26 protein-coding genes and 1 tRNA gene are annotated in these 23,514 nt (G+C 57.8%); 14 read left to right on the top strand and 13 right to left on the bottom strand.

The window, feature by feature from the left end; all coding sequences use genetic code 11:
- The first annotated feature begins 31 nt into the window (after positions 1-31).
- The 4 genes from BW974_RS06950 (at position 32) to BW974_RS25450 (ending at position 2,580) form a co-directional block, all read left to right on the top strand.
- Positions 32-259, top strand: coding sequence for a hypothetical protein (locus tag BW974_RS06950; RefSeq protein ID WP_076429209.1), 228 nt, complete (start codon positions 32-34; stop codon positions 257-259).
- A gap of 63 nt (positions 260-322) precedes the next feature.
- Complete coding sequence (locus BW974_RS06945; RefSeq protein WP_076429206.1) at positions 323-1,039, top strand: protein sorting system archaetidylserine synthase; 717 nt, start codon at positions 323-325, stop codon at positions 1,037-1,039.
- Positions 1,040-1,096: 57 nt separating this feature from the next.
- On the top strand, positions 1,097-2,350 hold the full coding sequence (locus BW974_RS06940) for a HEAT repeat domain-containing protein (RefSeq protein WP_076429204.1): 1,254 nt from the start codon (positions 1,097-1,099) through the stop codon (positions 2,348-2,350).
- Between the two features lie 77 nt (positions 2,351-2,427).
- Positions 2,428-2,580, top strand: a complete 153-nt coding sequence (locus BW974_RS25450; protein WP_175609633.1) for a DUF7837 family putative zinc-binding protein — start codon at positions 2,428-2,430, stop codon at positions 2,578-2,580.
- A gap of 27 nt (positions 2,581-2,607) precedes the next feature.
- On the opposite strand, the gene BW974_RS06935 is transcribed toward BW974_RS25450, so the two are convergent.
- Positions 2,608-2,853 (bottom strand): hypothetical protein, encoded by a 246-nt coding sequence (locus tag BW974_RS06935; RefSeq protein ID WP_076429202.1) that lies wholly within the window; start codon positions 2,851-2,853, stop codon positions 2,608-2,610.
- A gap of 76 nt (positions 2,854-2,929) precedes the next feature.
- Here BW974_RS06935 and BW974_RS06930 point away from each other — a divergent pair, with 76 nt between their 5' ends.
- On the top strand, positions 2,930-4,588 hold the full coding sequence (locus BW974_RS06930; protein ID WP_076429200.1) for a phospholipase D-like domain-containing protein: 1,659 nt from the start codon (positions 2,930-2,932) through the stop codon (positions 4,586-4,588).
- A 12-nt stretch (positions 4,589-4,600) separates the two neighbouring features.
- Here the strand turns inward: BW974_RS06930 and BW974_RS06925 are convergent, their stop codons facing one another.
- Positions 4,601-6,511 carry a Hef-associated nuclease gene (locus tag BW974_RS06925; RefSeq protein ID WP_076429198.1) on the bottom strand — a complete coding sequence of 637 codons (1,911 nt, stop codon included), beginning with the start codon at positions 6,509-6,511 and terminating at the stop codon, positions 4,601-4,603.
- Positions 6,512-6,693: 182 nt separating this feature from the next.
- On the opposite strand from BW974_RS06925, the gene BW974_RS06920 reads away from it, so the two are divergent.
- From BW974_RS06920 to BW974_RS06905, 4 genes are all read left to right on the top strand, one after another.
- The gene (locus BW974_RS06920) at positions 6,694-7,182 is read left to right on the top strand and encodes a Mov34/MPN/PAD-1 family protein (protein ID WP_076429195.1); all 489 of its coding nucleotides are present in this window, start codon (positions 6,694-6,696) and stop codon (positions 7,180-7,182) included.
- Positions 7,179-7,610: an FAD synthase family protein gene (locus BW974_RS06915; RefSeq protein ID WP_076429193.1), complete on the top strand. Its 432-nt coding sequence runs from the start codon at positions 7,179-7,181 to the stop codon at positions 7,608-7,610. Before BW974_RS06920 ends, BW974_RS06915 begins: the two co-directional genes overlap by 4 nt.
- Before the next feature lie 552 nt (positions 7,611-8,162).
- On the top strand, positions 8,163-8,828 hold the full coding sequence (locus BW974_RS06910) for a metal-dependent transcriptional regulator (protein ID WP_076429191.1): 666 nt from the start codon (positions 8,163-8,165) through the stop codon (positions 8,826-8,828).
- 74 nt (positions 8,829-8,902) lie between these two features.
- Positions 8,903-9,559 (top strand): LysE family translocator, encoded by a 657-nt coding sequence (locus BW974_RS06905; protein ID WP_076429189.1) that lies wholly within the window; start codon positions 8,903-8,905, stop codon positions 9,557-9,559.
- A 107-nt stretch (positions 9,560-9,666) separates the two neighbouring features.
- On the opposite strand, the gene BW974_RS06900 is transcribed toward BW974_RS06905, so the two are convergent.
- The gene (locus BW974_RS06900; RefSeq protein ID WP_049970537.1) at positions 9,667-10,374 is read right to left on the bottom strand and encodes an HD domain-containing protein; all 708 of its coding nucleotides are present in this window, start codon (positions 10,372-10,374) and stop codon (positions 9,667-9,669) included.
- A gap of 110 nt (positions 10,375-10,484) precedes the next feature.
- Here BW974_RS06900 and alaXM point away from each other — a divergent pair, with 110 nt between their 5' ends.
- Positions 10,485-11,189, top strand: coding sequence for an alanyl-tRNA editing protein AlaXM (gene alaXM, locus BW974_RS06895; RefSeq protein WP_175609632.1), 705 nt, complete (start codon positions 10,485-10,487; stop codon positions 11,187-11,189).
- 56 nt (positions 11,190-11,245) lie between these two features.
- On the opposite strand, the gene BW974_RS06890 is transcribed toward alaXM, so the two are convergent.
- Positions 11,246-12,250, bottom strand: coding sequence for a metallophosphoesterase family protein (locus BW974_RS06890; protein ID WP_076429185.1), 1,005 nt, complete (start codon positions 12,248-12,250; stop codon positions 11,246-11,248).
- Between the two features lie 181 nt (positions 12,251-12,431).
- On the opposite strand from BW974_RS06890, the gene BW974_RS06885 reads away from it, so the two are divergent.
- A complete protein-coding gene (locus BW974_RS06885; RefSeq protein WP_245799946.1) occupies positions 12,432-12,860 on the top strand; it encodes a hypothetical protein in 429 nt (142 codons plus the stop codon).
- A 100-nt stretch (positions 12,861-12,960) separates the two neighbouring features.
- Here BW974_RS06885 and BW974_RS06880 read toward each other — a convergent pair whose 3' ends face one another.
- Complete coding sequence (locus tag BW974_RS06880; protein ID WP_245799945.1) at positions 12,961-13,146, bottom strand: hypothetical protein; 186 nt, start codon at positions 13,144-13,146, stop codon at positions 12,961-12,963.
- Positions 13,147-13,559: 413 nt separating this feature from the next.
- On the opposite strand from BW974_RS06880, the gene BW974_RS06875 reads away from it, so the two are divergent.
- Positions 13,560-14,186, top strand: coding sequence for a hypothetical protein (locus BW974_RS06875; RefSeq protein ID WP_076429183.1), 627 nt, complete (start codon positions 13,560-13,562; stop codon positions 14,184-14,186).
- Between the two features lie 143 nt (positions 14,187-14,329).
- On the opposite strand, the gene BW974_RS06870 is transcribed toward BW974_RS06875, so the two are convergent.
- From BW974_RS06870 to BW974_RS06835, 8 genes are all read right to left on the bottom strand, one after another.
- Positions 14,330-14,431: transfer RNA gene (locus BW974_RS06870), tRNA-Gln, on the bottom strand.
- Between the two features lie 108 nt (positions 14,432-14,539).
- On the bottom strand, positions 14,540-14,866 hold the full coding sequence (locus tag BW974_RS26440; protein ID WP_245799943.1) for an HNH endonuclease: 327 nt from the start codon (positions 14,864-14,866) through the stop codon (positions 14,540-14,542).
- 533 nt (positions 14,867-15,399) lie between these two features.
- Positions 15,400-15,828 (bottom strand): metal-dependent transcriptional regulator, encoded by a 429-nt coding sequence (locus BW974_RS06860; RefSeq protein ID WP_076429179.1) that lies wholly within the window; start codon positions 15,826-15,828, stop codon positions 15,400-15,402.
- Positions 15,825-16,325 (bottom strand): rubrerythrin, encoded by a 501-nt coding sequence (locus BW974_RS06855; protein ID WP_076429177.1) that lies wholly within the window; start codon positions 16,323-16,325, stop codon positions 15,825-15,827. The genes BW974_RS06860 and BW974_RS06855 overlap by 4 nt, the downstream gene beginning before the upstream one ends.
- 84 nt (positions 16,326-16,409) lie before the next feature.
- Positions 16,410-17,615 (bottom strand): Fe-S cluster assembly protein SufD, encoded by a 1,206-nt coding sequence (gene sufD, locus BW974_RS06850; RefSeq protein ID WP_076429175.1) that lies wholly within the window; start codon positions 17,613-17,615, stop codon positions 16,410-16,412.
- Positions 17,612-19,042 carry a Fe-S cluster assembly protein SufB gene (gene sufB / locus BW974_RS06845; protein WP_076429173.1) on the bottom strand — a complete coding sequence of 477 codons (1,431 nt, stop codon included), beginning with the start codon at positions 19,040-19,042 and terminating at the stop codon, positions 17,612-17,614. The genes sufD and sufB overlap by 4 nt, the downstream gene beginning before the upstream one ends.
- 9 nt (positions 19,043-19,051) lie before the next feature.
- A complete protein-coding gene (locus BW974_RS06840) occupies positions 19,052-19,954 on the bottom strand; it encodes an ABC transporter ATP-binding protein (RefSeq protein WP_076429171.1) in 903 nt (300 codons plus the stop codon).
- Between the two features lie 148 nt (positions 19,955-20,102).
- On the bottom strand, positions 20,103-22,784 hold the full coding sequence (locus BW974_RS06835; protein ID WP_076429169.1) for a DNA-directed DNA polymerase: 2,682 nt from the start codon (positions 22,782-22,784) through the stop codon (positions 20,103-20,105).
- Between the two features lie 107 nt (positions 22,785-22,891).
- On the opposite strand from BW974_RS06835, the gene BW974_RS06830 reads away from it, so the two are divergent.
- Complete coding sequence (locus tag BW974_RS06830) at positions 22,892-23,077, top strand: DUF7331 family protein (RefSeq protein ID WP_076429167.1); 186 nt, start codon at positions 22,892-22,894, stop codon at positions 23,075-23,077.
- Positions 23,078-23,168: 91 nt separating this feature from the next.
- The gene (locus tag BW974_RS06825; RefSeq protein ID WP_076429165.1) at positions 23,169-23,504 is read left to right on the top strand and encodes a DUF7322 domain-containing protein; all 336 of its coding nucleotides are present in this window, start codon (positions 23,169-23,171) and stop codon (positions 23,502-23,504) included.
- Positions 23,505-23,514 lie beyond the last annotated feature (10 nt).

Below are 23,514 nucleotides of genomic sequence, written 5' to 3'. Positions count from 1 at the left end.
TATGTTATCAAAATGTTCAGTAGTAGAATAGATGAGTGATTTCGTCGTCTCAGTTCTCATCGTGGTCTTCTTCGTGCAGTTCTTGCTGTGGGTCGTCATGGAAATCGACGTTCGGGGAGCAAAAGATTCCAATCTGAAATGGTTCGCTAGAGTCGCCCTCTCTCCGGGTATTGGGCTACTCGTCTCTGTGTGGTACTTTTTCAGCCGAAGCGACCTCCACGGAAGTTCCGACGGTGCTCGGGACGCGGGCGACGACTGACTTTTCTCCGGCCGGAAAACGATTCAAAAGACGTATCAAGGCCGCTCGCACTACCCGCCGAGTATGCAACCTCGGTTCGTGGGACGACTGTCGCTCGCCGACGCGGTGACCGTTTCGAACGGCGCGCTCGGTTTTCTGGCGATTTCCGTCGCAACCACGAATCCGGAAATGGCCGCGCGCCTCGTCCTGCTAGCCGCGGTGGCGGACGGCTTGGACGGCGTGCTAGCGCGGCACGTCGGCAGTTCGTCAGCAGGGCCGTACCTCGATTCGCTGGCCGACGTGGCGTCGTTCGCCGTCGCACCTGCGATGCTGGTGGTCAGTATGGTTCGCCAGACGTGGGCTTTCGACTCGCTCCGCGTCGGTATCGCGCTTCTCGGCGGGGCGCTGTTCGTCGGTATGGCAATCGTCAGACTCGGCCTGTACACCGCCTACGATACCGACGACGACGTGACAGAAGGCGTTCCGACCACGCTCGCGTCGGTTATCCTCGCGGCAGGGGTTCTTGCGGGCTTCACCGAACCGTTGGTGCTCGTCGCACTCACGTTCGTTCTCGCGGGACTGATGGTTTCTACGATTACCTATCCCGACCTGCTGGCCCGCGACGCGCTCATCATGGGCGTCGTTCATTCGCTAGCAGTGCTGGTTCCCAACCTTCAGGGGCGAGCGTTCCCCTACGCGCTGTTGACGTTAGCTCTCGCGTATCTCGTCCTCTCGCCGCATTTTTACTGGCGGACGACGGACCGCGCGCCGATGGGGACGACAGAAGGGAAACGCTCTTGATGGCTACGGCCCGATTTTTCCGCATATGAGAGCAACGGCTCAGCCGGGGGTGGACGCATGAGCGACGAAGACACCGAGGAGACGCAGGAAGAAGCCGAAACCGAGGAATCCGAGGTCGAAACCGTCGATGCGGAAACCATCGAGGAACAACTCGACCAAGCGGAAGAAGAACTCGAAAGCGCCGAGACGGAGGCCGACCTCGACGTAGTCGAAGCCCAACTCGACAAAATCGAGGGACTCCTCGAAAGCGCGGACATTCCGGAACCGGACGACGAAGACGAGGACGACCCGCGCGAGGAACTGGAGGGACGCCTCTCCGACCTCCGCGACGAACTCGAAGACCAGCGCGGCCCATATGCCGAGGACGTTATCAGCGACATCGAGGACGCCGCCTCGACCATCCAAGACACTCGCTGGACGGACGACGGAAGCGCCGAACTCGTCGATGTCGTCGAATCCTTCGCGGAACGCGTACAGGACATCCTCGATACGGATTTCACGGTGACGCTGTCGCGCAACGCGGACGACCTCGCGGAAGTCCTCGAAAACGCGGCCGTTGCGGTCGGCGACGCCGACTTAGACCCCGACGAGGATGCAGACACCATCGAGGCACTCGTTGAAGCCACGGAGGAGCTACAAGACGGAATCGAGGAGGCAGAAGAGTGGAGCGACCTCGAAACCCGCGAACAGCTCGAAGCCGAAGGGTTCTACGACGTGCTCGACCACCGCAAGGACTACCCGCCGGAATGGCACGCCCTGAAAGTCTGGGAGAAAAAAAACCGCGCGGACATGGTTCTGCTCGCACTCGATTCGCTCCAATCGAACTTCATGGAGCGCCACTGCCTCGAATCGCTCGAACGGATGGGTAGCGAGGAGGCCATCGAACCGATGCTTGAGCGCGCGAACCGCCGCGACAAGGATGCCATCAGCATCCTCGGCAAAACCGGGAGCGACGAAGCTGTAGACGGCATCATCGGCTACGTCGATGCCGACCCCGGAATGGCGAAAACAGTCATCAAGGCGCTCGGCGAAATCGGTAGCGACGAGACGACCCAAGACGTTGCAAACCAACTCGCTGCCGACGACGAGGACGTTCGTAGCTACGCCGCGCGCGCACTCGGCCGCATCGGTGACACCCGTGCTATCGACCCGCTTGCGGACACCCTCGAAAACGACGAGTCGGATTCGGTTCGTGCGAGTGCCGCGTGGGCACTGAACCAAATCGGAACGAAACGCGCACTCGACGCGGTGCGTGATTACTCCGACGACCGCTCGTTCCTCGTCCAGAGCGAGGCCGAGAAAGCCCTATAGTCGGTCGTAAGGACTCCTTACCGTTCTATAATCGACTCATAACAAAGGGTGTCGTCAGCCTGTTTTAGTTCTGAGGCATGGCGACCGAACCCGCCCGAATCGGCGTGTGTCCGAACTGCAACGGGAGCATTACGCGAGGCTATCTTCTCATCGAGTACGAAACCGAAACCGGGCCGGAGCGGTTCGCCGAATGTCCCGACTGTCGGGAAATCGTCCATCCGGGGCAGTGAACGGAAAAAATCAGTCGATGAACGGATTCAGTGTGCGAGCAGCGTGGCGAAGAACTGAAGCGCAAATCCGATAGCCATCACGAACGCCCCGATGCGACCGATTGACGTGTATTCTCTCACTTCCATCGGCGAAATGTCGATGGTGTAATCATTGTACTCGGAGTCGTACTCGATGTAATCCGGCAGTTGGAAGAACTCGAAAAAGATGAGAACTGCACCGAGGGCACCCAGCGCGTGTCCTGCCAGTTCGAGTGCAAACGGAATTTCGACCATACCGACAACGGGAACGTGGCTGACAAAAATTTTCCGCTCCGAACGTTTATAACCGAAGACGGAACCACTCCGGTTCGTGTCCCGCAGGGTCGTCCTCCTCGTCTGCCTCGTCGTCACATCGACGCTCGGTATTCCGTTCGGTGCACCGTTCGTCGCGCCATCGGAAGCGACGATGATGGCGACAGCACCGAGCCAATCGCCGGAAATCGTCGCTGTCTATCCGAATCCTGTGGCGAACGAGGACGCGGGGGAGTTCGTGGTCGTCTCGTTCCCGCGACCGACGAATCTCTCAACGTGGTCGCTGTCGGACGGCGGGGAAACCGCCACGCTTCCAAGCGTGACGATTTCCGGGACGGTTGCGTTTTCGACCGCCCCGAACCGCACCGAGAATCTCACCGAATTTCGGACGTTCCCCCTCCGAAATATCTCGCTGGCGAACGCGGGTGAAACCGTCACACTTCGGAAACGGATGAGCGACGATTCGACCGACGAATCGTCGCCCGGTAACGATTCCGTCGTCGATTCGGCCACCTACACCGACGCTCCGGAAAGCGAGCTCTGGCGACCGTACAGCAGTTCGTGGGTACCGCTGGGAGCGACGGACAGACCCATTGCACGCACCAACGCCTCCACGGCCCGCGTGTTCGTTCTTCCCGACAGTCCCGCTGTTCCCATCGAAACCTTACAATCTGCGGAAAACCGCATTCTGCTGGCGGGCTATTCGTTCGCCTCGGAACGAGTCGCCGACGAACTCGTTTCTGCCGCAAATCGCGGTGTCACAGTCCGTCTGGTCGTGGATGACGCACCCGTCGGCGGAATTACTCGCCAGCAGGCAATTACGCTCGATAGACTCATCGACCGGGGAATCCAAGTCGAAGTTATCGGCGGTGACCGAGCGCGCTATGCTTTCCACCATCCGAAATACGCGGTCGCTGACGACCGAGGAATCGTTCTCACCGAAAACTGGAAACCGTCGGGGGTCGGCGGACACGCAAGCCGCGGATGGGGTGCGGTAGTTCGCGGCGAACCCGCACGGGAGTTAGCCGAGATTTACCACGACGACACCTCGTGGCACGACACGGTTTCGTGGTCGCAGTTCCGGAAGGGCAAATCGTTCACGCCCGACCCGCCAGCGAACAAGAGTTATCCGACACAGTTCGAACCGAAAGAAGTTCCTGTCGAATCCGTCACCGTGCTGACCGCGCCGGACAACGCTGAAGAAGGCGTCATATCGCTTCTACAATCCGCAAATCGGTCGATTGCCGTTCAGCAGATGGCAATCAGTGAGCCGAAACAGCCGTTCGTGCAGGCCACGCTGGCCGCCGCCCGCCGCGGTGTCGAGGTTCGTGTCTTGCTAAGTAGCACGTGGTACGTCGAAGACGACAACGGAAAAATCGTGGATTGGTTGAACGAGCGCGCAGAAAAAGAGGGCCTTCCGCTCGAAGCGAAACTCGCAGAGCCGAGAGGATACGAAAAAATCCACGCAAAAGGCGTCATCGTGGACGAGCGCCACGTCGTCGTCGGGAGTCTCAACTGGAACAACCATTCGGCGCGGGAGAACCGCGAAGTCGCGCTCGTGCTCCACGGAAAACAGGCGGGAACGTACTACACGAACGTTTTCGATGCAGATTGGGGCGAAACCGACGACCGATTCCCAATCGGCCTCGGTGTGGTCACTGCAGTTGGACTCGCTGGCGCAGTGTGGCTCGCAAAACGGGAGGTAACGTTCGCGTAGTTGCGTAGTTGCTTAGTCTTCCTGCTGATGCCCGACGGTCGTACTCTGGAGCGCTTCGTCCAGTTCCGCGTCGGCCATCTTCTCCACGAGGGCGTCGAGAACCTGCTCGCGCATTCCCTTGACGAATTTGATGCTCCCGACGACGAGGTGGCCGCCGCCGCTAACGCCGCCGCCGACGATTTCCTCGTTCAGTTCCGAAACCATTTCCGGGATGTCGAGGCGGACGCCGTCACTGCGGAGGACGGCGAAATCCGGCCCGAAGCCGATGGTGATGACGGGTTCGCCCGTCTCCTGTACCTTCCGGTCGTGGATTTCGCCGGTCGTCTTCCCCGGTGGTGGGTAGGTGAACCGGTAGGCATGGTTTTCGACGTCCACGCGATAGAGGTGGGCCTCGCTCGCCAGTCGCTCGTGCTGAACGTGCGGCATCGCGGCATCGAGTTGCTGTTCGGTGTCCGAGCGCGCGCGTTCCGCGAGGAACGAGACGAGTTCCTTGTGGCGTTCCTCGTCGTCACAGCCGACGTTGAGCACGTCGTTGATGAGGTTCCGTCCGGGGTCGTATTTCAGCCAGAACGCCTCGTAATCGAGCGCTTCACCCATGTCCGTCAGGAACTCCTCGCTGTAGCCTTCGGATTCCGCGAGTTCGACGTAGTCGGTCATCGCGTTGGCTTTCGAGCGGTCGGAAATTCCCGCGACTGCGGGGACGTGTCGAAGTTCCTCGGTGATGTCCGGGCAAATCATCCGGGCGAGTTCGACGCACATCATGCCCGTCGTGATGCGGTAATCCTCGTCGTAGAGGTACGGATTGACGTGGCCGTCCGTGTACGGTTCGACCGCTTCCGGGTCGGGGTGGTGGTGGTCGACCACGAGAATCGGGATGTCGTAGTGAGCTAGATTCTCGTAGGCAGGCACGTCTTCCTCCGTGCTCCCGTTGTCCAGCATGAGCAAGAGCGGGAGTTTCTGTCCGTGTCGGGCTTGGTCTTCGAGTGCGAAATTCAGGTCGCGCGTCACGTCCTCCATCTCGTAGAAGGGTGCCTTGCTTGGCAGGCGCTTGAACAGGTGTCGTTTCGCGTCGGGGTCTTGGTGTGTTTGTTCGATGAATCGCTTCAGCGCGAGTTCGACCGGGAGGCTGGCGCACATTCCGTCACCGTCGGCGTGGTGACGAACGCGAATCGGTCGGCTTTCGAGCACCGTCCGTCGGAGCTGTTTTGCGATGTCGCGCAGGTCAGGGAACAACTGTTCGAGCGCCGGCCATTCCACGAGCGGTTCGGTTTCGTGCGGTTCCGCGCGCTCGTCGAGCGCGGTTTCGAGTCGGTCACGGACAACGTCTTCCTCGTCGCCGTCCAGCGCGTCGAGCGAGGTCGCTTCGACTTGAAGCGCGCCGTCGCGCTCTTCGACTACGCCGACGAGGTGAACCACGTCGCCGATGTCGATTTCGGGGTGTGCGCGAACGCCGGCCTCTTCGAACGCCGCACAGGGAACGACGCCGGTGTCGTCGCTGACGTGGAAAATCGTCGGGCCGCCGGTCTGTTTGATTTGGACAACTTCGCCTTCGAGGTGGACGGTTTCGCCAACTTGGTCGCCGAGGTTGCCCGTTTCGGCGACCTTGTACTCGTGGGCAACTGCGACGGTTTCGTAGTCGTCGGGGTCGGCGGGGACGAAGCTCAGGTCGCCGTTCTCTCTGACTTCGAGGAGTTTGACGACGAGGTCGTCGCCAACATCGTACGACTGCGAGAGGTTCGATTCGTGAACGAGGCCGGAGACAGAGTCGGAAAGGTCAACGAATACACCGTAGTCAACGACGCCATTGACGGCTGCGTGGTACTGTTCTCCCTCGGAAATGTCCGAGAGGGTACAGTCCGCCGCGAGGTCGTACACGACGGAATCGTCGGCCCTCTCATCGGGACCGGAATCAGCGGATGTCATCTTGTCCGTTCTTTTGGTGCCGCTATTTTTAACGCTTTGCAACTTGGTGCCGCGTGTGCGTAGAACAAACATGTGGTAAGCGATAGCAACATGTGCCAAACGGTAGCAACGGGCGCTCAAAACCGATAGCAATCGCGGGGGCGTTCGCAACGTTTAGAACGCGGGGAACCGGAGTGTTCGCTATGCCGCTGTTCCGGTCGAACGAAATTCTGGGAATCGCGGGAGAGGCATTGGTGTTCGCACTCGAATCTTCCCGTGACTCCCACCCGAACGAGTACATGGGATTCCTCCGCGGCGAGCCCGCCAGCAAACTCGGACTCGACCGCAAGGGAATCGTCATCACGGACATACTCGTCATCCCCGGCACCGAATCGAACAGCGTGAGCGCGACGGTGAAGACGAGCACCGTCCCCAACGACCGCAACGCGGTCGGGTCGGTTCATTCGCATCCCAACGGCGTCCTCCGGCCGAGCGACGCGGATTTGGCGACGTTCGGGCAGGGCGACGTTCACATCATCATCGGCGCGCCCTACGACCGGGATAGCTGGAAAGCGTTCGACCGGGAGGGCAAACCGCGAGTTCTCGACGTGTTGGACGTGGAACTCCCGGACGCAGAATCGTTTTTCGACTTCACGCAGGCAGACATCGACGAGGAGTTGAGAGAGCAGTGACGCACGTCCTCGCGCAGGGAACCTTCGACATTCTGCACCCGGGCCACGTTCACTATCTCCGCGATGCGGCGGAGATGGGCGACCAACTCTCGGTTATCATCGCACGCCGGGAGAACGTCACGCACAAGAAACCGCCGATTCTGCCGAACCGTCAGCGTCGAGACATGATTAAGGCGCTTGAGATGGTTGACCACGCGCGAGTCGGTCACCCGGAAGACATTTTCGCGCCCATCGAGGAACTCGATCCGGACATCATCGCGCTCGGCTACGACCAGCATCACGACGACGCGGCAATCGAGGCGGAACTCGACAGGCGCGGCATCGACTGCGTGGTTCGGCGCGCATCGCCGCTCGACCCAGAGGCGGCCGAGGAACTACTTTCGACGGGGCGAATCATCGACCGGATTTGCGAAGAGCGGTGTGATTGAGGATTTTTCGTAGCAGGACAATCGGCCGCCATTTCAGATAGAAGCCCGTCCAACCGACAGGATGCGCCCGGATTCGTGCCGAGTGCCCTGCGCACCAGGCGCGAATCCCTGCGGGGAAGAATGGGGCCACGCAGGCGGGTGCGCCGAACCGGGCGCACCCGCCTGCGTTCGATGCTGTGGCAGTTGCGTTGCGGTTCCTCGGTGTCCTCGTGAACGGGGTGAGCGAGGGCTTGTCAGAGCGTGCTCTGATAGTGGATGAAGGGCGAGTGACCAGAGGGAGCGAGGGTCGGGGGAAATCAACGATTTCCTCGGGTGAGCAAACGTGAAGCGTTTGCGAGTCACGGAAAACCCTCGGTTTTCAGGTGCCGCGAAAGACTCCGTCTTTCGCAGGCTTCGTTTGGAGTCGGCAACAGTGGTCGCAACGTCGCGCCGATTTTGTATCCCGCTTCAGCGATTCTCTCAACTCCAAATACACGAACTCCATCAACCACTCCAAACCGCCGCTAGCACACGACAAATTGAAGGTTTAGAACAATCTAATTTCGAGCAGTGATGTTGAGCGACGTGATGGAGGACTATCTGAAAGCCATCTACACGCTCCAGAAGGAAAGCGAGGAGCCGGTGGCGACCTCCGCAATCGCGGACTACCTCGGCGTGACACCGCCGACGGTCACCAGCATGGTGGAGAAGTTGGCCGACCGCGGCCTGCTCCATCGGGAGAAGTACAAAGGGGTGGAACTCACGGAGGAGGGCGAAACCGTCGCGCTCGAAGTGCTTCGTCATCATCGGCTGTTGGAGTCGTATTTGACCGAGCATCTGGACTATTCGTGGAGCGAAGTGCACGAAGAGGCAGACCGCCTCGAACACCACATCAGCGAGGAGTTCGAGCGCCGGGTCGCGGACGCCCTCGGCAACCCGACGGTTGACCCGCACGGCGACCCGATTCCGGACGCCGACCTCTCGCCAATCGTGGAAGACGACACGACGCGACTCAGCGAACACGACTCCGGCGAAACGGTCGTCGTGGCGCGAGTTAGCGACCGCGACGAGGAGGAACTGCGCTATCTTTCGAACGCGGGAATCACGCCCGGAACGGAACTCGAAATCGTGGACGTGGCTCCGTTCGGCATGGTGACCGTGGCAATCGAAGACGACGAGCAGAGCCTTCCGGAAACCGTCGCGCGGTCGATTCGCGTCCGGGCGGTCGTCGAAGCGTAGTTGGTTTGTGCGGTGGTTCGCCCCGTTTCCGCAAACAACGAGATTTTATTCTGCCGCCGACAAGTCTGTATCCGATGCTTGAGATGCTCGTTTCGGCGCTCGCTGGCGTGGTACTCGGCCTCTCGCTCGCGGCCCCGCCGGGACCCATGAACGCAGTTATCGCCGAGGAGAGCGTTCTCCGCGGCTGGCGGTCGGGATTTTCGGCGGGGTTAGGTGCGATGACCGCCGACGCTTGCTTTTTCGTTCTCGCGCTCGCCGGAGTTGTGGCTGTCGTCCAAGATGCGCCGGTCGTCCGCGGCGTTATGATTGGTGTCGGTGGACTCCTGATGCTGTATTTTGCCTACGGAACCGCGAAGGATGCGACCGCGACCTTCACCGCGGAGGACGTGGACGAGGACGCAAAAGGGTTCAGAAAAGCGTTCGCGCTGGCGATTACGAATCCGTATCAAATCATCTGGTGGCTGACGGCGGGCGTCGGCCTCCTCGACCCCGGCAAGTTCGACGTCCTTTCGGATTTGCCCGGAAATCTGGTCGTGACGACTGGCGGGCCGATTATCGTACTCGGCTTTTTCGCCGGAATCGCGCTCTGGATAAGCGGCTTTCCGGCGGCGCTCGTCGCCGCGCGAAATCGCGTCGATTCCTTCGCGCCCGTGGTGGCGTATCTAAGCGCGGGTGTGCTTGCGCTGGCGGGCGTCTCGTTCGTGTACGATAGCGTGACGACGCTGATGTAAAATAGCGATTGTCGGTTACAATTGGGTTGCAGACCGCTGTTCACACGGGATTTCGCGTTCGGAATCCAAACGTGTGATTTGGATTCCGTTTGGTCTTTCGTTTCGTCTTACGGCCCGCGTCCACGCGGCGAACTCGTCGGTTCGGCGTCCATCTCCGGCACTTCCTCCTCTAACCACTCGCGGAACCATTTTACGCGCTTGAGTCGTCGGTGCGCGATGTCGTTCGCAGTGTCGCTCTGGACGCGGGAGGCCGCATCCTTCCCGCGTTCGAGGACCCTATCGACCATCTCGGCCGCGGCCATGTGCGTCCGGGCTTCGTAGCCCATTCGAAGGAGCATCAGGGCAGTGCCGTTCGCGCCGACTTTGTCGAGCATGTCCGCCTCGATGAGACACTGGGCCTCCTTCGAGAGGCGCGAGAGGTCGCCCTGAAACGAGTGGTCTTCGACGGCTTTGCACACTTCGTCAACGAACGACTCGGGGAACTCGCCGCGCGATTCGAGGTACTCGCGCGCGACTCGCGCGCCCTCCTCGGCGTGGACTTCTTGGTCTGCATCCAGCTTGGCGATGTCGTGAAACAGCGCGGCGACGCGGGCGACATCGACATCAGCGCCCTCGCGCTCCGCGATGGTTTCTGATAGCCTGACCACGTTGAGGATGTGGTTGAATCGGTAGTCCGCGGAGTGCCACGGATACCAGCGCATTCGTCCGCCGCCCTCTTCGTTTTTCACGCTTGCCGAGAGATATTCGTAGACGAACGCCTTCATCTCCTCAAACTCCTGTTCAGAGACGGGCGACCCCTTAATTTCGACACCCATAGAAACCCCTCCGTTGTTCACAGTACGTACTCATTACTGATACAAACGCACGATTCGCTCTTTAGCGTTACGACGAGAACATTAAGTGACGGCTGTTCGTCTCCCCATCTATGACCGAGGCGCTGTATCTCGACGCGACGACCGACAGGGAGTTCGAAGCCACAGTAGAACGGGTCGCGGGCGACCGAGTCGTCCTCGACCGGACCCTGTTCTACCCGGATGGTGGCGGCCAGCCCTGCGACACCGGCGTTCTCGAAGCGGACGACGAGACGTGGAACGTTACGGACGTTCGGAAAAAGGACACCATCTACCACACCGTCGATGGAACACCGCCGGAAGAAGGGGCGACTGTCACAGGGCAAATCGACTGGGAACGGCGGTACGCTCATATGCAGTACCATACAGCACAGCATCTTCTCTCGGCAGTGCTGTTGGACGAGTACGACGCACAGACGACCGGGAATCAACTGTACGCCGACCGAGCGCGAATCGACTGTGCCTACGATCGGTTTTCCGACGAGGAGTTCGAACACATCGAATCAGTGATGAACGACCGAATCGAGGAGGGACTGGACGTCAGTTGGTACGAGATGGAACGCGACGAAGCCGAATCGACCCTCGACCCGGAGCGAACACGGATTCACTTGCTTCCCGAAAGCATCCGAGAAATTCGTATCGTGGAAATAGAGGAGTACGACCGAACCGCCTGTGCGGGGACGCACGTGGAGAACACGGACGAAATCGGCGAGTTTCGGATTACGGGCCGGGAAACGAAGGGAAGCGACGAAGAGCGCCTGAAGTTCGTTCTCGACTAGTTCGAGTCCGCGTCCAAGTTTGAGCCTGTATTCTGCTCGTTCCACTGAGTTTTCGTTTATGTCGATTCGTTCGCCAACGGGAGCGCCCCCAACCGATCGAGCGTCATCTCGGCGACGGCATCGCTTCGTGCTGAATCCCGTTTTGCGTGATTGTAAGCCTCTCTCGTCTCCTCCGGGTCGGCAGTCGGAACGAATCGAACCGTCGTTCCTGTACGGTCAATCTCGAACAGGAGGTATGCTTGTGGGAACGAGCAAAGGGAGGGAGCGACGATTTCGCGCACGCCGTTCGTCTCCGCGACGGACGGAACGTGTAGGTGACCGGAAACGTGGAGTGGCACATCGTGGCGGGCGAGCAGGCTTGCGAGTTCGTCCGCGTTCCGAGTCGGAAACGAGGGACGCCACGAATGGACGCTAGCTTCGCACGCGAGACCAGGAAGGTTGTGATGCATGACGACGATAGATTCGTCCGTTTTCGGAAGCGACTCTTCCAACCACGCGAGTTGTGCCGCCGATATTTCGCCGTCGTGGCAGTCCGCGAGCGACCCCTCTGGCGTCTCTGCGCTGTTCAAACCGAGAATATCGACGCCACCGATGCGTTCGTGAAACGGAAGTTCACCGGGTGTGAAATCGGCCTCGAACGACGACAGCGCGGGCGTTTCGTGCGCGTCGAACGACTTCGGAACGTCGTGGTTGCCGGGAACTGCGAAGAAAGGGACGTCGAGCGAAGAAAGAAGCGAATCGAACGCTTCGAAATCGGCCGCCGAGCCGTCTTCAGTTAGGTCGCCTGCGAACACGACGGCATCTACGTCTCGCGTGTTCGCGTCTGCGAGGGCGGTTCGGAGACGCGCTTGTGTCCGATGGAACACCTTCCACGTCCCGCGGTTTTCGGAGGAAATGTGAGTGTCGGAGACGAGTGCGATAGTCGTCGGAACGGCGCTTCGAGGGCGAGTAAAATGGGCGAAAACGGGGCCAGCATCCGCATGCGCGTCGGACGACTCGGCGGAAATGTTTCGTTTGCGAACACCACTCGTGGATTCCGTTCCCGCTCCGTGTTCGGTCATGGTGTGTCTGAGTAGAGTGTTGACCAAGTTATAAAGGTACCGCACAAAATAATTATTCTATACGTATTCTATATATAGCACTGCACTATCATCAGACTTCAGTCAAGTCACGTTCGACATACATGTCTCACACGCGTCTGACTGACTTTGATTACGTCGCACGTCGAAACTATGGACGGGAATGAGCACGAGAAGTCTCAATAGAATCGAAACATCGACGAACGACTCGTCGTTTTACTATCTGAACAAGATGTTAGAGCTCGCAGGCGTGTTTTTGTTTATAAACGGAATCTACGTCGCGTTTTTCTCGGACAGCCTTGTCACCACGTTCGGTTACTATTTCGTGGTAATCGCCGCCGTCTGTCTGTTACTCGCGCGCGTAATTTCGCCCGAAAGTCCTCTCATTTCCCACGAGCTACAGTCGACGATTCGAAACCAACTGAGCCGAACGGGAACGAAAACTGGGCGGGACCGCCGCTCCTCTCGACGGCGAACGAGTCGCCGAAGTGGTTTCGACGTTCGTCGCTATCTTCGTGGAATCGTGAAGAAGGTTCAACAAATCGACTTCGGCAGATTCGTTTCACGACGTAACGGGCGCGACCGACTCTAAGATTGCAGCTGTTTTTCCGAACACGACGTTACCGACGACTTACCGCGGCACTGCTGTCGCTCTCAAACTGCTCGCGTAAATCACCGTCAAAGCCGGATAATCAGCAACGTAGGCTGTTGTACAACGTCAGCGTCCCATTTTCCGCGAACTCGTCGTTGTCGTAGACGCTTACTTTGACGTAGCTCGTCGTGAGAAGTTCATCGAGCGGCGGCGTTTCCTGCGAATTGACCGTCAGTGAGAGCTGTAAGGAACCATCCTCGTCGTACTCCGCCTCTGTAACGGTCATCTCGTACCGTCCGTCTTGTTGATATTGCATAACGTTCTCCATTTGATGGTAAACACTATAGATGGAGTCATGTGGTATATGTCTTGTTTCTACTTGTAGGAATCTGGTAACAAAACTGAGCGTCGATGAAACCTGAGTAGGCAGCGGTTTCTAATCGCTTTTCGAACAATTTTCCTTCCATTACATATACCCTTCACGGGATTTTTCTCACGCCTATCTTTGACATCCTCCGTCCACTCTGACAGACAAAGGTGAGCGATGTTGAACGACCATGTTCGCATTTATATCGTTTGATTTTCACGTGGTGTGCACTCCTTACTGCCGGTAACAGCCGCATAAATCACAGGAAACGACTGATTGAAACCGGCAGAAGGATATTTATGTGTGATTCTCCTACAGTTTACTTACGACATATGAATCGTCACCGCTCGACTGTCCTCGTTCTCATCCTCGCCATCATGCTCGCCGGTTGCAGCGGGATTGGCGGGTCGAACGATACGACGACAACCACGACGACCGACGCGCCGACTAGCGACATAACCGAAACCACCGCGACCGATTCATCGACCACATCGGCCGAAACGACGATCACGACGACCAGCACGACTACAACCACCACGACGGTCGAAGAGTGGGAACCTCCCGAAGCCCCACACACCCCGATTGACGACAAAATCGGCGATGACAACCACATCAAGAGCGTCACCCTCACCAACAAAGTTCAAGCGAAGAACGGCAACGGCGTCACTAGTTTCGATGTCGATGTCACGGCCGACACGAACCTCACTGGTGTTGACCCCGAACCACTCGTGGACGGTGACCCGTACTTCCTCGTCAGAGTCGATGGCGAGCGCGTCGGCCGCACGAGCGTTCGATTCCAGCACGACGAAGGCACCTACTCCGTCGATATCGACGAACGAGCATTCGAGCAGTTCGACTCCGGCACGCTGGAGATTGAAGTCCTCATGCTAGACCAGGACAAGCAGACCGACGACTTGTACGGTCGATGGACTGGAACTGTCGAATACAGTTCGGAGTAACAGCGATTTTTCAGTAGCGACTTGCCGTTTTGTTTTTCGAGGTTGATGCACTGTGAAGGCAGTAGTCTGCAATTCACAGTTTCGAAATAGCCCTGTGCGATGTGATATACGAGACAACATCTCAAAGGTATAAAATCGAAGAATAGTCCCGGGCGGATTCGAACCGCCGTCAATGGCTGTCTTCCGCAACTGGAAAACCAGTCACGTCCAAAGGCCATTATGATTGGCCGCTACACCACGGGACTGCACTCGTTTTGCTCGTTTGTCTCGTGTACCTCGCAAATCCGACGGATTTGCTCACCACCACGGGACTACGGTTGCATCTGCGAGTAGTGTCTCCTCATACAAGTGCGTTACTTTTCGCTTTGCTCCCCTGAAAGGGTCACATTCCCTTCTTCGACATTTCGATGGCAGGTTCGACAGAGCGTGATGACGTTATCAAGATAATGTGCGTTCTGTGGGACATCAAAATCACGAACTCTGATACGGTGATGAACATCTGGTGCCTGACCAAGTTCTGCTTCGTCTGCACCGCAATTTTGGCACGTCTTTTCATCCCTATTGAGTGCTTCTCGTCTAACACGCCACCATTTTCGACCGTAATTGATAGTGCCACCCTCCCATTGGTGATGATTTTCTCCGACGACGTTCTCTGATAACCAATACCCGTAACATTCCATGTCGCAGAAAATCCCTCTACTACGCCTAGCTAATCGAGATGGTCGAACGTTCATAAATTCGTCACAGCACAAACACTCCGTTTCGATTCTCTCACCTTTCTCGGACGGATTTTCGGGCAGTAATCCGACTGATTTCGTAACACAGTCAGAGCAATACACACCATCCTTATTTGATGAATAGTAGCTAAACTCGGTTTCACAGATGCGACAAGTCGAAGTCTCTCTTGCATTGCGCCAATTCCCATTGTTCTCTCCAGCGTTGGGCAAACAATCAGTACAAAATTGCTTCCGTGCCTTTGCATCATAGAATTGTACACCACAGCCATCACACGTCCGATTTGGGAGCTTTTCGCCGTGTGTACGAGTATGGTGTATCCGCATGCCCTGTTGTGAGTCGAATGACTCATAGCATTTCGGACACTCGGCCATAGTCAATATTGACTATTACATCGTGAAAAATGCTCTCAATTCAACCTCGCTTTGAAAATCAAGCAAGAGGATTTCTGATATTATTCGATGTTATTGTATCGAACTCAGTCCGCTTCACCTTCTTCCACCAGATACGTACACATATCCTCCTCGGCGTGGAAACACTCCGGACACTGCGGTTCGCGGTCGATAATCGTATCAAGTCGTTCGGCCACCGTCTCGTCGATGACGCTTTCGAGTTGCTTCGCTTCCATCCGGAAATCATCGACTTCGAGGACGTTCGCGAGGAAGCGTTCGAGGATACAGTAGGTCTGGAGGGCGTCGCTAGCGCGTTCCTCGCCATCCTCGGTGAGGGTCGCACCGCGATACTTTTCGTGTTCGACCAACCCGCGTTCTTGGAGTTTGCCGACCATTTCGTTGACGCTCGCTGGACTCACACCGAGTCTATCCGCGAGCGCGCCGGTTGCCGCCGGGCCGTCTTCGATACGCTGGACGAGATAAATCGTTTTGAGGTACTGGTCTGCCGTGTTCATTCTCTGGCCTCCATCAATTTCGCCACTTCTTCGACGCCCTCGGCTTCCTCCGCCCGAATCGCGGTAAGCGTTTCGAGCAATCTGTCGCGGTCGAGTGCGAACGTCGTTTCGCTCGCTTCGATAGCTGTGATGAGGTCGTCGTAGAATTTGTACGCCGTCTCCTCGCCGTGCAGTTGGTCGTAGAGAACGCCGTCGAAATCGTCTGGCGCGGTTTGTGCGTACTGCTTGCCGACCAACAGTTCGATTTCCTCGAACGGAATCGTCTCGGCATCGAGGTCGTCGATGAGAGATTCTAACCGTTCTCGATGCTCTGCCGACTCTTCACCCGCTTCTGAAAGTAACTCGCGCACGTCCTCGTGGAGTTCGTCCTGCTCCCGCGAAGAAAGCGACTCGAAGTGGCGCGCTGCCCGCGCTTCAACGAGTTCCTCCAACACGACGCCGATTTGGAGCAAGCGCGCGAGTTGGCGGTCGGACGAGACGCGCTGACCCACACTCATATCTCGGGAGACGGGACGGGGAAACTTAACACTCCCTGATGCAGGTTCGGAGAGAAAGAAGAGCCGCAAAAACCGAAAAACACCTTATCCGAGACGTTCGACGATTCCGGAATCGAGGTCGTCGCGGAGTTCTTCGACTTCGACTTCGTCCAAGACGGGGACGAAGAACCCTTCCACGAGCATATCCTTCGCCAGTTGCGGCGGCACGCCGCGCGAGGTCATGTAGAAGAGGTCTTCTTTGTCGATTTGACCGACCGTCGCGGAGTGGCTCGCTTCGGTGTCGTGGTTGTTGATGATGAGTTTCGGCGAGGCGTCTGCTTCGCTTCCGTCGGACAGCATGAGCGTGTTCTCACGCTGGTAGGAACTGGTGTCCCACGCTTCGGTTCCAACGTCCTGCACACCTTCGTAGACGGAGCGTGCTTCGTCGTCGAGCACGCCACGGGTCACGAGGTCTGCGGTCGTGTGCGCCGTGTTGTGCCAGACGCGAGCCGCGATGTCGAAGTGTTGGTCTTCGTGGCCGAAGAACGCGCCGACGGTTTTCGTCTCGGAGCCTTCGCCGTCGAGGTTCGTCTCGACGGAGGACTTCGTGAGACGCGAACCGAGGTTACCCTCAATCCAGTTGAGCGTGGCGTAGTCCTCGGTGTTACCGCGCTTCAGCGTGTAGTTGTACGTCTCCTCGTCCAAATCTTGAAGGGAACCGTACTGGACGTGGCTGTTCTCGCCAGCCGCGATTTCGACCAGCCCGCTGTAGTAGCGCTCGCCGGAGAGTTCTTCGCTGTCCTGTCGCTCCAGAATCGTCACCGAACTCGATTCCTCGGTGACGACGAGTGTGTAGTTGAACAGCGACTGGCTCTGCATCGTCGTCCGGATTTTCACGTCCTCGGCATCGACGCCTTTCGGGACGTAGATGAGTGTGCCGGTCGTGAACAGTGCGGTCGAGAGCGCTGTCAGGTAGTTCTCCTGCGGGTCGATAACCGAGCCGAAATACTCCTGCACGAGGTCTTCGTGTTCGTCCAGCGCGTCGGCCATCGAGAGCACCGAGACGCCTTCCGGTTCGACTCGCTCTTTTTCCTCGTCGGCGGAGAGCGGGTCAACGAAGCCCTCGTAGTCGAGCGCGTCGAGGTTCGTCCAGTCGCGTCCGGGCGTCCGGATGACGTCCGGCATATCGACGTCGGAAAGCGCGTCGAGCGCGTCGAGACGGGTTTCGAGCAGCCATTCGGGTTCGCCGAGGTCGCTCGAAATCTCCCGGACAGTTTCCTCCGAGAGGGTGCTGTGTACCTGCGTACTCATCCGAGGCTCCCCTCCATTTCGAGTTCGATGAGGCGGTTCAGCTCCACCGCGTACTCGATTGGAAGCTCTTCCGTGATGGGTTCGATGAACCCGCTCACGATCATCTGTTTCGCGTCGTCGTCGTCCAATCCGCGACTCTGGAGATAGAACACGTCCTCGTCGCCGATTTTACCGACCGTCGCCTCGTGGGCAACGTCCACGCGGTCTTCGTTGATTTCCATGTACGGCATGGTGTCCGACGTGGATTCGTTGTCGAACATCAGCGCGTCACATTCGACCGACGTGGACGAATCCACTGCACCGTCGCTGATGTGGACGAGGCCGCGGTAGTTGGTTCGGCCGCCGTCCTTGCTGATGGATTTCGACTCGATTGTGGAGTTCGTCTTTGGCGCGTTGTGGTACACTTTCGCGCCGGTGTCGATGTTCTGGCCTTTGCCGGCGAATGCGATGGAGATTTGGTTGGCGGTCGCTCCGCGCCCTTTCAGGATGGAGCATGGGTAGAGCATGGTCGCTTTCGATCCCATGCTTCCCGACACCCATTCCATGCGGCCACCGGCTTCGACGATGGCGCGCTTGGTGTTCAGGTTGAAGGTGTTCTTCGACCAGTTCTGCACGGTCGAATACTGGACGTGAGCGTCCTCGTCCACGAACACTTCGACGCCGCCGGAGTGGAGGTTGTGACTGCCGTATTTCGGCGCGGAACAACCTTCGATGTAGTGGACTTCGGAGCCTTTCTCCGCGATGATGAGCGTGTGCTCGAACTGCCCCATCCCTTCGGAGTTCATGCGGAAGTACGCCTGTACGGGCATCTGCACCGTCACGTCCTCGGGGACGTAGACGAACGACCCGCCCGACCAGACCGCACCGTGGAGTGCCGCGAACTTGTTGTCGCTCGGCGGCACACATTTCGTCATGAAGTACTCTTTGACGAGGTCTTCGTGTTCTTGGACGGCTTCGTCCATGTTACAGAAGACGACGCCCTTCTCTTCCCACTGCTCCTGCATGTTCTGGTAGACGACTTCGGATTCGTACTGGGCACCGACGCCGGAGAGCGCTTTTCGCTCGGCTTCCGGAATGCCAAGTTTCTCGAACGTGTCCTTGATGTCGTCCGGGAGGTCGTCCCAGCTATCCGCGCCTTCGCGTTTGTCCACGTCGGGTCGGATGTACGGGACGATTTCTTCGACGTCGAGTTCCGTCAAGTCGGGCTGGCCGGGCCAGTCCGTCGGCAGGGGCATGTTCTGGTAATGTTCCAGTGCGCGGAGACGCCGCTGGAGCATCCATTCGGGTTCGTCCTTGTCATCGCTGATGAGGCGGACGACCTCTTCGGTCAGTCCTTTGTCGGATTTGACCGCGGCCCGCTGTTCTTTCTTGAACTCGAACCGTTCTTCGGTATCTGTCTCTTTCAAGTGGTCCTGTTCTGAGCTCATAGTATCACCTTACGCAGTTTGGAAGACTTCGTCGCGAACCCAGTCGTATCCCTTGTCTTCGAGTTCTTCCGCGAGTTCGGGGCCGCCTTCCATGACGATTTCCCCGTCGAGCATGATGTGAACCGTATCAGGCTCAACATAGTCGAGGATACGCTGGTAGTGGGTAATCTGGAGGATGCCAGTTCCCTGCTCGTCGCGCAGTGCGTTGATTCCGTCCGATACGTCCTGCAGTCGGTCGATGTCCAGACCGGAGTCGATTTCGTCCAGCACCGCGATGGACGGTTCGAGAATTGCGGCCTGCAGAACCTCGTTCTGCTTTTTCTCTCCGCCGGAGAAGCCAGCGTTGAGGTATCGCATCGCGAACTTCTCGTCCATGTCGAGCAGTTCCATCTTCTCTTTGAGGAGTTCCTGGAACTCGGCGACGCCGACCTCGCCGTCGTCGGCGGGGCCTTCCATCGGACTGGTTTCGTAGCCGGTTTCTTCTTCCTCATCTTTGCCCTCGTCGTCCTCGAAGAGCTCTTCGCGCTCTTCGAGTTTCGCGTTGAGTGCAGTGCGGAGGAAGTTCGACATCGTGACGCCCTCGATTTCGGCAGGGTACTGGAACGCGAGAAAGACACCGAGCGCGGCGCGCTCGTTCGGTTCCAGTTCGAGGAGATTCCAGGTTCGCATGTCGTCCGGAATCTCGATGTCTTCGAACTCGTCTTCGTCGAGGTGAAGCAGTACTTCACCCTCAGTTACTTCGTAGGCAGGGTGTCCTGCAACGACCTTCGATGTCGTCGATTTCCCGCTCCCGTTCGGTCCCATCAGGGCGTGAATCTCGCCAGTTTTGACTTCGATATCGACGCCTTTGAGGATTTCTTCATCTTCTTCCACGACCTCTGCGTGGACATTTTTTAGTTCAAGCGTTGCCATGTTAGGTTCACCTAAGACATGTGGAGCAAGGGTACATCGACCCATAACCGTTTCGCATTCGTATGCAATCGGTTTCCGGAAAGAAAAAAATTGTTTTGCTGAGGGGAAAATCAGTGCAGTTGTTTATATTTTTTCTATTATTTTCTGCCTACATAAAACTACCCAGACCGGTTTGTTGCTGTCCCGTTTTTACCTCTTCCCACGAAATATCGAGGGCTTCCAGCACTCTCGCAATCGGTTTCTTGAGCGTTTTGTCGAGCATCTCGTCCCAATCGATTTCGAACTCCTCGGGAATCTGGTCTGCGTACTCGAAACAGATTACGTCCTGTTCGCGCTTGAACTCGCCGTACAGCGTGTCTGCACGGGCGTCGAATCCTTCGTCGTTTTCCATCCGTTCGAAGAACGATGGATGGACTTTCTTCAAGTAGAGTCGTTTCGGCTTGCTTCCGCGCTGGAAGTTGGTGCCGAGCATGAGATTCGCGTACTTCGCACCCCGAACTTGTGCACCTTCAGTGTCGTAGTTGTCGAGTCGTTTGCCGATACCGCCGGGGATGGCGATTTCATCTAATCCAACCTCACCGCCGAGGAAGTCCTCGATAACGTCGTGGACGTAGGTTTCTACATCCGCTAAGTCCTCACCAGTGACGATCATCTCGATGACCTGCCGCTGGACTTCCTTCGTAATCGGCGCGATGTCCGAGCGTTTGTACTCGAATCCGGTGATGTCGATGTCGTCTACGTCCTTGCCTTCCTTCCAGACGATGTGACCTGCGTAACGCTTTTTCTTGCCCGCTTGGAAGAACCGGCGGTACAGTTTCTCGAACTCGATTTGGAAGCGATGGTTGTCCGCATTGAGGTCTTCGCGCGCGAACTCGTCGTATCTCGCGTTGATGTGTTCCTCGATTTCGAAGGACTGTTCGAGGGCCTCTTCTTTCTCGATGTCACCACCGAGTTCCAACATGACCGAATCAGTGTCACCGTATGCCACATTGTAGTCGATTTCGTTCGCCGCGGTTTCGGTGAACTCGATGACTTCCCGGCCAGTCGCGGTGATTGCCGCACCCATCTCCTTGTCGTAGAGACGGAACCGTTCCCACCCCAAGACGCCGTACAGCGAGTTCATTATCACCTTTATTGCGGCCTGCTGGCGGTCGAAAACCTCGTAATCCGAACTTCCGGGTTTGTGTTCGTTCCGGAACGATTTTTTCTCCTCGCGCTCGCTCAACGTCTCGTTGATGATTTCTCGAACGATGCCGTCCGGTTTTTTCCGGAAGTGGCTGCCGTTCGGTGCGACGTAGGTGTCCCCAGCGTACTCTTCGGGATTCACCGACGTTTCCGGCGACAGATTGAGCGTCACCATACACATCGGATACAGCGACTTCAGGTCGAGCACCGTGACGTTTTCCCTGACTCCCGTAATCGGTTCGAACACAGCGCCGCCCTCGTAATCCTCGGCTTCGAATTGGCCCTTCGACGGCAGCGCAAACTGGTTGTGCGCTTTGTGCAGAACGTACACGTCCACCGCGTCGCCGGGCGTCGTTGCGTCTTCGAGTTTACAGCCAACGAACTCCGCGACTTCCCGCCAGAAGGTGACGATATCCTGTTTCTTGTCGAGTTCGACACAGAGTTCCACGTCCCGAATGTTGTATTCGAGCAGTCGCGTCGGGTTCTGTTCCCAGAGGTCGCCGATGTCACCAGCGTAGCGTTCTTTGCCGACACCGAGTTCCGTTTCCCCAACGGCGTCCAGTCGATAGGAGTCAAGTTCGGTGAACTGGGTTCGCTTGTAGGCGTACAGCAGGTCGAAGACGACGCGACCCTTGATTGTCGGCCCGCCCCAGTCACTTCGCCAGACTTCGTCCACGCGCGAGAGTCGTTCGTAATCGAGGTCGTAGTCGTGGTGTTGTCCCTCTAGTCGCTCCAGTCGGTCGAGGAAGTACGGCGCGTCGAAATCGTCGAAGTTCCAACCCGTCAGCACGTCCGGGTCGGTTTCCGAGATGTAGTCGAGGAACGCGTCCAACATGGCTTCTTCTTCCTCGAACGTTCTGACCTCGATTTCGGGGCCGTCGCGGAGGGGTTCGTACTCCGGAACGCTCTCCGGCAGGTCGGCGTCGCCGTCGGGTGCGTCGAACAGCCACGCGATGTACTCGTCCCGATAGGAGTCGTGGCTAGCGAGACAGATGATGGGCTCTTCGCCGTCTTCCGGGAAGCCGGAACGGTCGTCAACCTCGATGTCGAAGGTGTGTACGCGCAGATTCGCCTGCACATCCGTCGCTTCGACTTCGTTTTCCTGGACGACGAGGTCGCCGTCTTCTTGCCGACGTTCCGGAATGCGAATCCCGCTTTTGATGTCCTTGTCGATGAGGAACCGGTTCGGGAAGAGGATGTCAGCCTCGTAGTGGTCGAACTGGTCGCGAATGTTCCCCACGTCTCGCGGCGTCCGACCGAAAATCTTCGTTAGCTTTTCGCCGCGGATGCTCTCGTAGCCGTCCTCGGAACCGGTGAGTCGGTCGTCGCTTAGTTTCTCCTCGGTGAGCGATTCCGTCGGCGCGTAGAAGTACGGTCTGAAGCCGACGACGCGGACGTGTTCGTGTTCGTCGTCTTCGGTTCGCCCGAAAACGTGGATAATCGGCGTTTCATCGTCGCCGTATCCTTCGATGGTGTAATCGACCTGCGTCACTGCGAGTTCGATGTCGCCTTGTGAGTCCGGAAGCCAGTCCGTATCGGCATCGACGACGGCCACTGTCGCGTCGTCGTTTCCCGCAACGGCGTGGGCTTCTGCCGCGGGGCGATCGCCCTCGCCCGCGAAGTCACCAAGCCCAGATTGAGTCATGTCGATTGTTTTTGGCGCTTCCCGGTAAAAACCCTCCCGTTTGCACCAGTTCCTGAAGGGAAAGAGACTTAATGTGCTAACGCTTAGCATAGGCAGAGGTCAAGCCAATGTCTGACCGTGCAACCGAAGACGGAACGCTGGACCGCGCAGAAACCGAGCTACCGGCTCCCGAGGAGCCGATGAGTTCGATTGAAGCCTACGAGACGGAAGACGGCGTCGTACTTTACGACGCAGAAAATCCGCTTGGATGGGTGAAGTCGTCGAGTGCGGTCACACTAAAAAAACAAGTCTGAGCTGACTCAGAAAAAGAGTATGGCCCGACTCCTGCTGTGGGTCTGAAGCGACTCCGAACGCTTTTCTCTTTGCGAACAATGTATCAAACCAGTGTTCGATAAGTTCGGCCACGACGACGAGGGGTCGGATGACCCGGGATACGCCGAAGAGATAGACATGGCTCCGAAAGTCCGTGACCCCTCTGACCGGTTCGATACAAATCCGCCAACCGCGCCGGAACCTATCGACGGGGATGCAGACCCGGAAATACAGAAGGAGTTCTGGGCACAGGTCATTTTGTTCAACATCGCTCTGTTCACACTCAGCCTCGGCCTCATGCTCGTCGGATTCGAACAACGGTGGACGTTCGGCGGTTTACTCCTCGCCGTCGGCGTCATCACCTTCGTCCGCGGTTACAGTCGGTATCGCTCCTTCCAGAAGGACTAACCGCGCTCCG

This window comes from Haladaptatus litoreus (assembly GCF_900156425.1).
In the GTDB taxonomy this organism is placed as follows: Archaea; Halobacteriota; Halobacteria; order Halobacteriales; family Haladaptataceae; genus Haladaptatus; species Haladaptatus litoreus.
The sequence above is the reverse complement of the archived record's forward strand: the minus strand, read 5'-3'. Positions and strand labels throughout refer to the sequence as shown.